Origin of the sequence: Massilia sp. HP4 (assembly GCF_005222695.1) — a bacterium.
Taxonomy (GTDB): domain Bacteria; phylum Pseudomonadota; class Gammaproteobacteria; order Burkholderiales; family Burkholderiaceae_D; genus Telluria.
The window spans coordinates 132,914-146,912 of the sequence record NZ_STGG01000047.1 but is presented as its reverse complement, the minus strand read 5'-3'; the positions used below and the strand labels follow the sequence as shown (position 1 = coordinate 146,912).

The following is a 13,999-nucleotide window of genomic DNA, read 5'->3' as shown; positions in this document are numbered from 1 at the left end:
ATGCGGCGCTGCTTAAACCCGCAAAGTTTAGCACAGCGTCCACAGCGGCGCTTGGGAAAGAAAGGCTGGTAAGGGAAACTACGGGGAGATGCGGGGACTTCACAGGACTATGACGGCGCGTTTGCCGCTTATATTATTTGCCTGTCTTTAGTAGGAGACGCCACCCCATTCACGACGTGAATGAAAGATATGTATCCGGGATGGGGATCGGTCGAAGACCCGGTAGGAGCAGGAAGCAAAAAGCGCCAGCGTGCAGCGCCATTTCCCGTTGAGGAATATGCCTGGGCATATCGGGAATGACGCTCCACGCTGGCGCCTGGAGCAGTCGGTATCTCAGCCGATGAAGCTTCGTAGCGGTCAGCCTTCGTCGAACTCATCGTCCGCCGGGCTGCCCTGCATCGCCGTTCGCGCCGCGCGCTGGGAAAAGCCGCGCTGCAATAAAAAACGCATCTGCTTGGCCCGCATCGCCGCATCGGCAGCGACGGTGCCGAACTTGCGCTGCCAGACTTCGATGGCGCGCGCGGTCTCGCTGTCGGACAGCTCGGCCTTGATCTCGACCAGCGCATCGCCGGTGACCCCATGGCTTTGCAGCTCGGCCACCACACGGCTATTGCCGTAGCGGCTGGCCTTACGGTTGACCAGGGATTCGGCGAAACGCTCCTGCGACAGCCAGTTATTCTTTTCAAGGAAATCCAGGAGGGCGTCGACGTCTTCGTCCTCTTGCGCATACTTGGCTAGCTTGCGCCGCAACTCGAACCGGCTGTGCTCGCGCTGCGACAGGTAGCGCAACGCGCGCGCCTTGAGGCTCAGTACGGGTGCTGGCATGAGGTCACCGTCGACGACAACATGGTGCGGACGAGCACGGCGCTACCCTGCCGTACTGCCCGCACCAGGCGATTACTCACCAACAGCCTGCAGCTTCGGCTTGTCGCCGTCGCCTGGCGCCACCGGTGGCAGTTCGCGCACGCCCAGGGCGGCGCGGACCTTGTTCTCGATTTCACGCGCCAGGGCTGGGCGATCCACCAGGAATTGACGGGCATTGTCCTTACCCTGGCCAATACGCTCGCCGTTGTAGCTGTACCACGAGCCCGCCTTCTCGACGATCTTGTTGTCGGCGCCCAGGTCCAGGATTTCGCCTTCGCGCGAGGTGCCTGCTCCGTACAGGATGTCGAAGTGGGCCTCTTTGAACGGTGGCGCGATCTTGTTCTTGACGACCTTGACCTTGGTTTCGTTACCGATCACCTCGTCGCCCGACTTGATCGAACCGGTACGACGGATGTCCAGGCGCACGGAGGCGTAGAACTTCAGTGCGTTACCGCCGGTGGTGGTCTCTGGGCTGCCGAACATGACGCCGATCTTCATGCGGATCTGGTTAATGAAGATCACCAGGGTGTTGGTGCGGTTGATCGAACCGGTCAGCTTGCGCAGCGCTTGCGACATCAGGCGTGCCTGCAGGCCCGGCAGCGAGTCGCCCATATCGCCTTCGATCTCGGCGCGCGGGGTCAGTGCCGCCACCGAGTCGATGACCACCAGGTCGACGCTGCCCGAACGCACCAGCGCGTCGGTGATTTCGAGCGCCTGTTCGCCGGTGTCTGGCTGCGAGATCAGCAGGTCACTCAGGTTGATGCCCAATTTCTGGGCATAGGTGACGTCGAGCGCGTGCTCGGCGTCGATGAAGGCACAGGTGCCGCCCAGTTTTTGCATCTGGGCGATAGTCTGCAGGGTCAGGGTGGTTTTACCCGACGATTCAGGGCCGTAGATCTCGACGATACGACCGCGCGGCAGGCCGCCGACGCCCAGTGCGATGTCAAGGCCCAGCGAGCCGGTGGAAACAGTCTGCACTTCCTCGACCGGCGCATTGGCATCCATGCGCATGACCGAGCCCTTGCCGAACTGCTTTTCGATTTGCGCCAGGGCGGCTGCCAGCGCCTTGCCCTTTTCAGCGGCGTTCAATGCGGATTTTTTGTCGTCCATGGTGTACTTTCAATCGTGGAGTAGGCAAGGTGTGGGCGCGCACGCGCACTTCAAGAGCCAGTACTGTATAAAAATCCAGTGGTTTTTGCAAGCACTAATACGTGATCATCTTGTCAATAAATTGGTCGAGGCTCGCATTGTTGCGACAAATCAAACACAATACGGGTCTGAGTTTGTCTAACGCGATAACCGAGGTGCCCCTATGCGAATTCTGCTCGCTGAAGATGATAGCGTACTTGCCGACGGCCTGACGCGATCCCTGCGCCAGTCTGGCTACGCCATCGATTACGTCAAGAACGGCCAGGATGCCGACACCGCCCTCTCCACGCAAGAGTTCGATCTCCTCATCCTCGACCTCGGCCTGCCGAAGATGTCGGGCCTCGAGGTGCTGCGCCGCCTGCGCGCGCGCGCCTCGCTGCTGCCGGTCCTGATCCTCACCGCCGCCGATTCCGTCGAGCAACGGGTCGAAGGCCTCGACCTCGGCGCCGACGACTACATGGCCAAGCCGTTCGCCCTGTCCGAACTCGAAGCGCGGGTGCGCGCCCTCACCCGGCGCGGCGCCGGCGGCGGCCCGGCCGTGGTGCGCCACGGCCCGCTGGTCTACGACCAGGTCGGCCGCAGCGCCTATATCAACGACCAGATGCTCGACCTGTCGGCGCGCGAGCTCGGCCTGCTCGAAGTGCTGCTGGCGCGTACCGGCCGCCTGGTCTCCAAGGAGCAATTGGTCGACCACTTGTGCGAATGGGGCGAGGAAGTCTCGAACAATGCGATCGAGGTCTATGTGCACCGGCTGCGCAAGAAGATCGAGGTCGGCGGCGTGCGCATCGCCACCGTGCGCGGCCTGGGCTACTGCCTCGAGAAATTTTCCGAGGCCGCCGCGGCAGAATCGGACAAACGTGCGGCCGAACGTGCCGCAGCGAGCGCAACCGTCGCCGCCGACAGGTGAACGAGCGCGACGCCGGCTTCACGGCCGAGCCGGTGCAAGGGCCGAGCCATGTGCCGATGGCCCCGGCCACCCCGACCGAGCCGACCTATATCCCGCCCAATCCCGAGCCGGACGAAAACATCCGGCATTCGCTGTTCGGCGAAATCCTCGACTGGATGCTGGCCCCGCTGCTGCTGCTGTGGCCGATGAGCATTGCGATTACCTACCTGGTGGCCAAGTCGATCGCCAACCAGCCTTTCGACGACGCGCTCGAAGACCGGGTCACGGTGCTGGGACAGCAGGTCCGCAGCGTGGGCGGCAAGGCCGCGGGCCAGCTGCATCCGTCCGGCCGCGACATCCTGCGCGCCGACGACGTCGACAGCGTCTACTACCTGCTGGCCGGCCCCGACGGCGAACTGCTGGACGGCGACCGCGACCTGCCGCGCCCCAGGATGGACGCGGCCGACGAGCATGCGCGCAGCGGCGCGGTCGAGTTCCGCAACGACAGCATCCACGGCACGCCGATCCGGGTTGCCTACACCTATGTCAACCTCGACCCGCTGCACGAACGCGCCGTGCAGCAGCCGCTGGAGCCGCCTCATCTGCCTCCCCTCGCGCTGGTGCAGGTGGCCGAAACCCTCGACAAACGCGCGCATCTGGCGGGCGAAATCATCAAGGGCGTGATCCTGCCGCAATTCATCATCTTGCCGGTGATCCTGGCCCTGGTGTGGTTTGCGCTGTCGCGCGGCCTCTCGCCATTGGCCGAGCTGCAGCAGCGCATCCGCGCGCGGCCCCAGGATGACCTGTCGCCGATCGATCCGCGCCAGGTGCCCGAGGAGATCTCGCCGCTGGTCGGCTCCTTCAACGACATGCTCGAGCGCCTGGGCGAATCGGTGGCGATGCAGAAGCGCTTCATCGCCGACGCCGCGCACCAGATGAAGACGCCGCTGGCCGGCATGCGCATGCAGTCCGAGCTGGCCCTGCGCCAGCTCGACCCGGCCGAGATCCACCGCTCTCTGGAGCAGCTGGCCAAGAGTTCGGAATCGGCCACGCGCCTGGTGAACCAGCTGCTGGCGCTGGCGCGCGCCGAAAATCAACCGCAGGCCGGCCTGGCCTTCGCCGAGATCGACCTGCCGCTGCTCGCGCGCGAGACGGTGCAGGACTGGGTGCAAGCCTCGTTCGCGGGCGAGATCGACCTGGGCTTCGAGCCGCCCGCCAACGACAACGAGCCGGTCGTGATCGCCGGCCAGCCCCTGATGCTGCGCGAGCTGCTGTCGAACCTGATCGACAATGCGCTGCGCTACACCCCGGCCGGCGGCAGCGTCACGGTGCGCGTGCGCCGCGACGCCGCCACCGGGAGGGCGCTGCTCGAGGTCGAGGATACCGGCCCCGGCATCGCCCCCAACGAGCGCGAACGCGTGTTCGAGCGCTTCTACCGCATCCTGGGCAGCAATACCGAAGGTAGCGGCCTTGGCCTTGCGATCGTGCGCGAGATCGCGCAGCAGCACGGCGCCGAGATCGACATCTTCAATAACCCGCGCAGCCAGTCCATGCGCTTCCCGGGCAGCCTGTTCCGCCTGACTTTCCCACCCCCGGTCCATGAACCAGACGACGCCACCTGAACCCCGCAACGATCATGACGACGCCGCGCGCCGGCGCGCGGCCGCCCGCGCCGCGCACTGGGAGCGCAGCCGCAAGATGACCATGCTGCTGCTGGTGTTGTGGCTGGCGACCGGCTTCGGCACCGTGTTCTTCGCGCGCGAGCTGTCGCGCTTCGAAGTGTTTGGCTGGCCGCTGTCGTTCTACATGGCGGCGCAGGGAGCGTCGCTGGTGTCGCTGGCGATCATCGGCTTCTACGCCTGGCGCATGCGCCGGCTTGACCGCGAGGCCAGGACTGCGGCCGGGGACGAACCACGATGAGCGGCAAGCCCCCTTATTTCAGCAAGCTGGCGCGCTACTATCTCTGGTACACCGGTTGCTTCGCCCTGTTCCTGGTTGCGGTCGCCCTGCTCGAGCAGGAAGGCATGCCGCGCCTGTGGATCGGCTACCTGTTCATGTTCGCCACCATCGCCCTGTACGCGATCATCGGCGTCATCTGCCGCACGTCGAGCGTCACCGAATACTATGTCGCCGGCCGGCGTGTGCCGGCCATGTTCAACGGCATGGCCACCGCCGCCGACTGGATCTCGGCGGCCAGCTTCATCAGCCTGGCCGGCGGCCTGTACTTGCAGGGTTTCGACGGCCTGGCCTTCATCATGGGCTGGACCGGCGGCTTCGTGCTGGTCGCGCTGCTGATCGCGCCCTATCTGCGCAAGTTTGCCCAGTACACGGTGCCCGATTTCCTGGCGGCGCGCTATGGCGGCGGCGCCGGCGGCCGCGGCGCCGCGGTGCGCGCGCTGGCGGTGGGCGCCACCATCCTGGTCTCGTTCACCTACGTGGTGGCGCAGATCTATGCGGTCGGCCTGATCGCCTCGCGCTTCACCGGCGTCGATTTCTCGATCGGGATCTTCCTGGGCCTGGCCAGCATCCTGGTGTGCTCGTTCCTGGGCGGAATGCGCGCCATCACCTGGACCCAGGTGGCGCAATACATCATCCTGCTGGTCGCCTTCTTGATACCGACCATGTGGCTGTCGGCCAAGCACGCCGACAACCCGATTCCCGCCGTGGCCTATGGCTCGCTGCTGCCCAAGCTGACCGCGCGCGAAGCGGCGCTGGCGCAAGACCCGCGCGAGGAAGAAGTGCGCGCCGAGTTCCGCCGCCGCGCCGCCGAATACGCGGGCCGGCTAGCCCTGCTCCCCGAATCGTGGGAGACCGGCAAGGTCGACGCCCAGCGCCAGCTGGCGGCCGCGCGCGCGCGCAATGCTTCGCTGACCGAGGTGCGCCAGGCCGAGCGCGCGCTGGCTACCTATCCGAATTCGGTCGACGAGGCGCGCTCGCAATGGAGCGAGCGGCGCGACGCCAACCTGGCGCGCGCCAGGCCGCCCGAGCCGCATGCCGAACCCTTTCCCGGCGCCACCAAAGAGGAATCGGACAACCGCCGCAACAACTTTCTGGCGGTGGTGTTCTGCCTGATGTTCGGCACCGCCTCCCTGCCCCATATATTGATGCGGGCCTACACCACGCCGTCGGTGAACGACACCCGGGTCTCGGTGTTCTGGACCCTGTTCTTCATCCTGCTGGTGTACCTGACCATTCCGGCGCTGGCGGTGCTGGCCAAGTACGACATCTATACCTCGCTGGTGGGCAGCGACTTCTCGGCCCTGCCCACCTGGATCTCGTACTGGGCCAATGTGGACAAGGCCAATCCCCTGGTGAGCGTGGCCGACATCAATGGCGACGGCATCGTGCAGCTGGCTGAATTCGCGATCGACGCCGACGTGCTGGTGCTGGCCACGCCCGAGATCGGCGGCCTGCCCTATGTGATCGCGGGCCTGGTCGCGGCCGGCGGCCTGGCGGCAGCGCTGTCGACCGCCGACGGCCTGCTGCTGGCGATCTCCAACGCGCTGTCACACGACGTCTACTACAAGATGGTCAACCCGAGCGCCTCGACCCAGAAGCGGGTGACGATCTCCAAGCTGCTGCTGCTGGGGGTGGCCTTCATCGCCGCCTACGTGGCGTCGCAAAAGCCGGCCGACATCCTGTCGCTGGTCGCGGCGGCGTTCTCGCTGGCCGGTTCCACCCTCTTTCCGGTGCTGGTGCTGGGCGTGTTCTGGAAACGCGCCAACCACCAGGGCGCGATCGCCGGCATGATCGCCGGCTTCGCGGTCTGCCTGGTCTACATGTTGCGCGCCAGCCCGGCCCTGGGCGGCAGCCTGGACGCCACCTGGTTCGGCATCCTGCCGATGGCGGCCGGCGTGTTCGGGGTGCCGGCCGGGATGATGGCCGTGGTGGCGGTCAGCCTGCTCACCGCGCCGCCCAGCCGCGGCAGCGAGGGCATGGTGGATTACATCCGCGCGCCGGAGTGAGCCGCCGGCAGGGGCCGGCGCCCCGCCCCTGCCCGTGGCTCAGACCTGGAAGTCCCAGTCCAGCGCGCCGCGCTGGTGGCCGACCATCTCGACCGACTCGACGAAGTTGCCGGCGACCTGTTCCAGGGTCATGCCGCGCTCCGTCATCGCCGCCGTCCAGAACGCGAGCCCAGCCGCATCCGCCGCGCGGTCGAACAATGCCTGGTAGAGCAGCCCGATATCGTTGGCGGCATCGCCGTTGAAATCGCCATGCTGCGCCAGGCGCTCGGCCGATGCGACCATGTCCAGCGCAATCGCGCCCCAGCTGACGCCATCGTCACGGCGCTCGGCCCAGAACTCGAAGCCGTACAGGTCGGCCTGGCGTCCGAGCACGGTCTGGTACATGCCGGCCAGCGTCGTCAAGCCCGCGGCATTCTCCACCGCGACAGCGCCATCGCTGAACTGCAGTTGCTCGACATTGACCACCAGCGCCTTGGCATCCGGCGCGGCCTTGCTGTTGACGACCACATGGCCGTGGTGGAACACGACGTCGAAGTCCTCGCGCTTACCCGCGAACGTGACCGCGTCGCTCCCCTGGCCGCCGTGCAGCGTCGAGGCGCCGCTGGCCGCGACCTGCTGCGCGCTGGCGCGGCCGCTGGCCGAGCCCTGATCCACCGGTACAGCGGGGGCGAACGTGAGCAGGTCGCTGCCGCCGCCGGCGAACACGCCGTTGTTGCCGCCCGCCAGGACCGTGAAGTGCTGGCTGGCGCCGTCGCCTGCCAGGATGGCGCCGTTGCTGCCGGTGAACACCGTCGCGGCGCCGACCAGGGCAGCGAAATCGATGTCGACCAGTTCCATCCTCGCATCGTTCGCCAGGCCGGCGGTCTCGATCACCAGGGCAGTGCCCAGGTTGCCGCCCGGATTGGGTCCGGTCAGGACCAGCGCATTGGTCGTGCCCAGGTTGCTGACAGGCTTCACGGTGTGCACCAGCAGCGAGCTGTAGCTCAGGCCCTGCAGGAACGTGGTGCCGTTCTGGACGAGGTGGCCCTGGTCGTCCGGCGCATGGGTCGGCGTGGCGGCCCTGATCGAGGCGATCAGGAATTCCAGCCCGCTTGCTGCGCCGACGCTGGCGCCGCTGGTCGACAAGCCGTAACCTGTCGGCAGTTGCGCCAGCAACTGGGTCTGGCCACCACTGGTGGCCAGCGGGATGTCGGCCAGGCTGGCCTGGCCATCCGTTTCGTCGCGCCCGCCCGTGACGATCGGCACGGCGACCGTCGTGCCGCGCACGCCTCCCGGCAGGGTCACCGGCGTGGTCGTGACCGGCATGCCGTCGATCACGGTCGGCGGATTCGGGGTCGGATTCGGGGTCGGATCGGGATCCGGATTCGGGTTCGGGTTCGGGTTCGGGTTCGGGTTCGATACCGTGACCGTCAACTGGAATGGATCGCTCTTGGCCGATTCATTGCCGGCCTCGTCATCCTGGGTCACGCTCAGGGCATAGGTACCGCCCCCCAACGCGACGTCGATGCTCCACAGACCTTCGGCATTGGCCTGGCTGGAACCGATCCGCTGGTTGCCGTTGTACAGGTGAACCATGGCGCCCGGCTGCGCGCCACCGCCCTCGATGACCTGGGTGGTGCTCTCGGTGCGGCCGTCGCCTTTTTCGCCGGTATCGCTGTCGACGGCCAGCTTCGGCGCGTCCGGTGCATCCGGCGCACTGGTGTCGATCGCCAGCGTCGGAGTCGCGCCATCGGTACCGACATTACCCGCCAGGTCGGTATAGCCGCCGCCGGCGACCGTGATGCTGGCGTTGCCCTCGAAGCCGTCGGTCGGCATGAAGGTGGCCGTGCGCGTGGCGCCGCTGCCGCTGATCTCTGTCAGGGTACCGCCGCTCACGACCACGTCGCCCGCCGCGCCGTTCCAGGTGAAGGTCGCACCCGGATCTTCGGTAAATGTGAAGGTGATGGTCGCGTTCTCGCCGCGCTTGAGTTCATCCACATTGCTGGTGATCGTCACACCCGGGGCCAGGGTGTCGAGATGGTAGTTCCTGGAGTATTCCGTGCCGGTGTTGCCGATGGCGTTGGCCACCCGCACCGCGACGGCTTCCTCGCCCACGACCAGCGTGGTCGCGATTGACCAGCCGTCGGCTTCGACGCTCGCGCGGTTCCAGTTCTTGCCGCCGTCGACCGACACTTCGACGTATTCGCCGGCCTTCAGGTCTGCGTTGAGCGCACCGCTGATGGTCTGCGCCGCGGTCTTGGTGACGAGGTCGGTCTGCGAGACGCCGGTATCGGCGGAAAACTTCAGGCTGGTCGCCACGGTCGTCGGCGCGTTGGTGGAGATCTCGATCCTGAGCGGATCCGATGGCGGCCCCTCGTTGCCGAACGCATCGGTCGCAACGGCGGTGATGTCGTATTCGTCCGCCACCAGCACGACCTGGCTGGTGATGCTCCAGCTGCCGCCGTTCGCGACGGCCGAGCCGATCTCGACGCCGTTGGCGAACAGCGTAACCGTGACGCCCGCTTCGGCCGTGCCGCTGAAAGTCGGGATGGTGTCGCCAGTGATTTCATCCTCGTCCGAGGTGCCGGTGTCCGACTCAGGGTCCAGGTCGGGGACCGATGGCGCCCCCGGCGCCCTGGTGTCGAACGACAGCATCGGGGTGAGGCCGGGGCCGCCATTATTGCCAGCTTGGTCGATATAAGAGCCGGCCCCGATCGTGATGCTGGCGGTAGTGGCGTTGGCGTCGTCGGTCGGGGTGAACACGGCGGTGAACGTCAGGCCGTCTTTCTCCAGCTCGCCCAGCGTGCCGCCGGCGACCGTGACGTCTGCGCGGGTGAAGGTGGCGCCCGGGTCCTCACTGAAGGTGAAGGTGATGGTGGCGGTTTCGCCGATCTTGAGCTTGTCGACGTCGCTGGTTATCGTCACGGTCGGCGGGGTGGTATCGATCGTGATTTCCTGGCCCGCGACCAGCTCGCTCTCATTGCCGTTGACGTCGAGCGCCCTGGCGCTGATCGTGTGCTTGCCGTTGGCCAGGTCGGCGACCGGCGTGATCGACCAGTTGCCGTTGACGGCGGTGCCGCTGCCGATCACGTTGTCGTTAGCGTCGTACAGGGTGACCGTAGCGCCGGACTCGGCGGTGCCGGTGAAGTTCGGCCGTGAAATGGCGGTGACCCCGTCTGCGTTCGACCAGCCGATGTCGCTAGCCGCCGCCAGCACCGGCGCGCTGGTCACGGGCCGCAGCGTGTCGAAGGTCAGCGCCACCGGCACCGCGGCCGCGCTCTTGTTGCCGGCCAGGTCGGTGAGCAGGTCGGCGCCGATCGAGATGCTGGCCGTCCCATTCTCGGTGTTGGCATCCGGCATGAACAGCGCGGTCCAGACAAGGCCCTCGCCATCGAATTCGGACAGGGTGCCGCCGGTGACCTCGATGTCGTCCTCGGTGAATGCCGCGCCTGGCGCGTCGCTGAAGGTGAAGGTGATGGTCGCGGTCTCGCCGGCCTTGAGCTCAAGCTTGTCGCTCTCGATCTCGATGGTCGGCGCGTCGGTGTCGAGCTCATACTCGTATGCGCTGACCGGGCCGGGATTGCCGATTGCATTGATGACCCGCACCTCGACGTCATTCGCGCCCGGCGCGAGGGTCGTGTGCAGCGTCCAGCCAGTGGTGCCCTGAACGATCGTGGCTTCCTGCCAGCTGCCATCGGCAATACGGACCTGGACCTTCTCGCCGGCGCCGAGGGCGGCGGACAGCTCGCCCTGCAGCAGCTGGGCCGCGACGTTGGTGATGCGGTCGCCCGGAATGCCGGTGTCCATCTCCAGGCTGAAGCTCAGGTTGACCGTTGCTGGCGAGGCGGTGACGATCGTGACGTCGAGCGCATCCGAGGCCACACCCTGGTTGCCGGCGAGGTCGGTCGCCCTGACCGTGAAGGCATAGGCACCGCCGCCAAGCGCCTCGTCGACCGTGACGCTCCACTTGCCGTCGGTATCGGCCTTGGCGGTGCCGACCGCTTCGCCATCGGCATACAGGGTGATGGTCGCATCTTTCTCGGCGGTGCCGGTGACGGTGGGCGTGGTGACGCCGGTGATGTTGTCCTGCTTGTCGTTGCCGCTGTCCGACGCATCCGTCAGGTCGGGGGTGGACGGCTTGCCTGGCGCGCTGAAGTCGTACCGGTAGTCTTCGTCGAAGACCGGGCCGGCATTGCCGGCGGCGTCCACGACGCGCACCCGCAGGGTGCCTTCTGCCAGGGCCAGCGTCGCGGCCAGTTCCCAGGTACGGCCACTGGTCGTGGCTTCGTTCCAGGTCGCGCCATCGAGTGATACCTGGACCTTTTCCCCATCGCCGAGGTCGGCGCTGATCGCGCCCCTGAGGGTCTGCGCCGCAACCGACGTCACCAGGTCGCCAGGGACGCCGGTATCCGCCGAGAACGTCACGTTCGATACGGTGGTGCCCGGCGCCCTGGTATCGAAGGCGATCGCATCCGAGTTGCCGCCGCCGCCGTTGCCGGCCTGGTCGGTGTAAACGCCCGGGTCCACCGTGATGGTTGCCGACCCATTATCCACACCCGCCTGCGGGTTGAAGGTGGCGGTGAAGATCGTGTTGTTGCCATTGGGCGTCAGGGAGGTGATGATGCCGCCGCTGCCGGTGACCTTGATGTCCTCGGTCGTGAAATCCTTGACTGCTTCGCTGAAGGTGAAGCTGATGGTCGTGCTCTGGCCGACCTTCAGGGGGGCGCTGGCGTTATCGGTGATGGCCAGCGTCGGGGCCGTCGTATCGAGCACGATGGCGTTGTTGGCACCGAGCGAGCCGGCTGTGCCCGGCGCGGGCAGGGTCAGCACGGCGTCGGTACTGTCACCGGCGAGCCGGATGCTGCCGCCGTTGGGCAGTAACGCCGTGGTGCCGGCGTAATCGAGATCAGGCGAGTCGTCGCCGGCGGCCACCGTGTAGCTGAAGACCAGCACCTTGGTGCCACTGCCGTCGACATAGGTCGCCTGCCTGCCGGGGACGCCGGTTGCCAGCAGCAGGGCCGGGGTGCCGGTGACGTCGACCGCCTGGTCGAAGGTTACGCTGACCAGGATGGTGCCGCCCTCCTTATGGGCCGTGTCGTACGCCGGGGCGGCCGACACCGAGACCACGGCCGGTACGGTGACCGCGGGCCGGATGTCCGACACCACGAATTCGTCGATCATCAGCGGGGACATCATGCCGCCGAATGACGATTGGTCGGCCTTCAGCGTCAGCTTGGCGATGCCGACCAGGTTCAGGAACGACACATCGACGTAGGCGACTTCGTTGCCGGTCCTGATGGTATCGAAGGGCACGGGAGCGCCCATCCGGTCGCCCTTGGCGTCATAGGCCTGGAAAATCAGATTCTGCACCTGGAATTGGGTATTGGCATTGGCGATCCTGATCAAATTGGGCGTGAATACCTTGTCGGCGCCGAACGAGAAGGTCAGCATCGTCTCATGCTTGCCCTGGACGTCATTCCCAACGTAGCCTTTGTCATAGAACGCGACATCGCGGGTTTTCCCATCGATGGTCAACTGATAGTTGCTGTCGCCGCGGACGTTATAGACGACATCGTAGGCGGCGTTCGCGTTCGCGTACACTTGCGTACCTTTGCTGTCGAAGTTCCCGGCGGTGCTGAAGTTGATGGTGCTGGAAATGGCCAGGGTGTGCTGGTACAGCGCCGCCAGCGCTGGATCGACCAGGGCCGCCGTCTCGATGTCGCCGCTGTTGATCTCCAGCCGCCAGTCACCGCCGAGCGCCGCGTTGCCGGTCAGGTCATCCGACGCCGCGACGTCGGCGCCGGTGGCGATCGCCAACTGGTCGACCAACGCCTGGCCGGCACCGGCGCCGACCTTGCAGCCATACAGCAGGATGTCGGCGCCTTCGGCCAGGCTGGCGCCGATCGTCTGCAGCAGCGCACTGTTGGCGGGCAGGTTGGCGCCGTCGATGGTCGTCGACCCCAATGCGATGCGTCCTTCGGCCCCATGCGAAATGATGTGCAGGGCATCGATGCCTGTACGCCCCGCCACCGCGTCGGCGATCTGCCGCAACCCGTCCTGCCTCGAGTCCAGGATCACAATCTCCTTGCCCGCGCCGAAGCCGCGGACCAGCACCTCGATATCCGGCACCTGATCGTCGATGAAGACGATTTCCTTGCGCGCGGCGGCAATTGCCAGTTCCGGCACGGTCTGGCTGAATACGGCGGCGTCGATGGCCGGGTTCGGGGTCGATGCGATGAACAATTCACCGAGGGCGGCCTGCTGGTGTTTGGACGTCATGCTTGTTTTCCTTGTTGTGCGTTCTGCGGTGCGATCACATTGGCGGCGCTGCCGACCGTATCGGTCCAGAAGGACATCTTGTCGAATCGGTCGAACAAATCGGGCGGGATGATGGTCTGGCGCGGCTTGTACTCCACGCGCGAGCGCACCTTGTGCAGCCCCGGCGCGCCGAGCCGGGTATCGAACTCCTCGGCGTCATACTCGACGTTGTCGAAGTCATGCGCGAAATGCGGTTCGCCCAGGAAGTCGTACACCAGCGGGATGACCTTGGCCGGCGCGCGCGCCAGCAATTCGTAATCGACCAGCAGCAGCGACGACGCATGCTCGCCATAGAAGGCTTCGCGCAGGGCGGCCCAGGGATGGCCGACGGTGCCGTCGTGCTGGCCCAGGCCTTCCAGGCGGCTGGTCACGGTGCCGCGCGCGCCCGCGCTGCCGAACAGGCGTGTGTGTTCATACGGATTGGCGCGGTACAGGCGTTCAAAGCTGTCCATGATCCAGGCCACGCTGCGCACGCAGGCGATCACTTTCGCCTCCGGGAACAGATCGCGCACCAGCGGCATACGGGCGCACCAGGAGCGGCTGGTGTCGAACACGACCTCGCGTCCGACATCCGAATAATAGGAATCGAACAGCCCGCGCAGCAGTTGGCGGCGCTTGTCGCGCCCGACCATGGATGCGAATTCGCTGCCGGCGCTGACCTGGCCCAACACGGCATTGCACAGCGACCCCACTGGACTACTCATGCCTGCATGAAAGCGCGGGTTTTGCAGCAGGATGCCGGATAACAGGGTCGAGCCCGAGCGCGGCAGGCCGGAGATGAAATGGAATTTTTGCTGTGAAACGGCAGGCAAGGAAGTCATGGGGCACCGACAGGCAG

General features: G+C 66.2%; 8 protein-coding genes. 4 read left to right on the top strand and 4 right to left on the bottom strand.

The genetic code is table 11. From position 1 onward, the window contains the following. Positions 1–357: 357 nt before the first annotated feature. Both recX and recA read right to left on the bottom strand, forming a co-directional pair. Positions 358–825, bottom strand: a complete 468-nt coding sequence (gene recX, locus E8M83_RS17625; RefSeq protein ID WP_137174652.1) for a recombination regulator RecX — start codon at positions 823–825, stop codon at positions 358–360. Positions 826–897: 72 nt separating this feature from the next. Continuing rightward, positions 898–1,974, bottom strand: coding sequence for a recombinase RecA (recA, locus tag E8M83_RS17620; RefSeq protein ID WP_137174651.1), 1,077 nt, complete (start codon positions 1,972–1,974; stop codon positions 898–900). A gap of 202 nt (positions 1,975–2,176) precedes the next feature. Here recA and E8M83_RS17615 point away from each other — a divergent pair, with 202 nt between their 5' ends. The 4 genes from E8M83_RS17615 to E8M83_RS17600 are packed head-to-tail and all read left to right on the top strand — an operon-like array spanning position 2,177 to position 6,864. After that, positions 2,177–2,920, top strand: a complete 744-nt coding sequence (locus E8M83_RS17615) for a response regulator transcription factor (protein ID WP_137174650.1) — start codon at positions 2,177–2,179, stop codon at positions 2,918–2,920. Further along, positions 2,917–4,521 carry a sensor histidine kinase N-terminal domain-containing protein gene (locus tag E8M83_RS17610; RefSeq protein WP_373995060.1) on the top strand — a complete coding sequence of 535 codons (1,605 nt, stop codon included), beginning with the start codon at positions 2,917–2,919 and terminating at the stop codon, positions 4,519–4,521. Before E8M83_RS17615 ends, E8M83_RS17610 begins: the two co-directional genes overlap by 4 nt. Continuing rightward, complete coding sequence (locus E8M83_RS17605; protein WP_137174649.1) at positions 4,499–4,819, top strand: DUF4212 domain-containing protein; 321 nt, start codon at positions 4,499–4,501, stop codon at positions 4,817–4,819. The genes E8M83_RS17610 and E8M83_RS17605 overlap by 23 nt, the downstream gene beginning before the upstream one ends. After that, complete coding sequence (locus E8M83_RS17600; protein ID WP_137174648.1) at positions 4,816–6,864, top strand: sodium:solute symporter family protein; 2,049 nt, start codon at positions 4,816–4,818, stop codon at positions 6,862–6,864. The genes E8M83_RS17605 and E8M83_RS17600 overlap by 4 nt, the downstream gene beginning before the upstream one ends. A gap of 39 nt (positions 6,865–6,903) precedes the next feature. Here E8M83_RS17600 and E8M83_RS17595 read toward each other — a convergent pair whose 3' ends face one another. Together E8M83_RS17595 and E8M83_RS17590 are read right to left on the bottom strand one after the other, a co-directional pair. Then, positions 6,904–13,122 (bottom strand): Ig-like domain-containing protein, encoded by a 6,219-nt coding sequence (locus E8M83_RS17595; protein ID WP_137174647.1) that lies wholly within the window; start codon positions 13,120–13,122, stop codon positions 6,904–6,906. Then, positions 13,119–13,982 carry a sulfotransferase gene (locus E8M83_RS17590; protein ID WP_137174646.1) on the bottom strand — a complete coding sequence of 288 codons (864 nt, stop codon included), beginning with the start codon at positions 13,980–13,982 and terminating at the stop codon, positions 13,119–13,121. The genes E8M83_RS17595 and E8M83_RS17590 overlap by 4 nt, the downstream gene beginning before the upstream one ends. Positions 13,983–13,999: the final 17 nt, after the last annotated feature.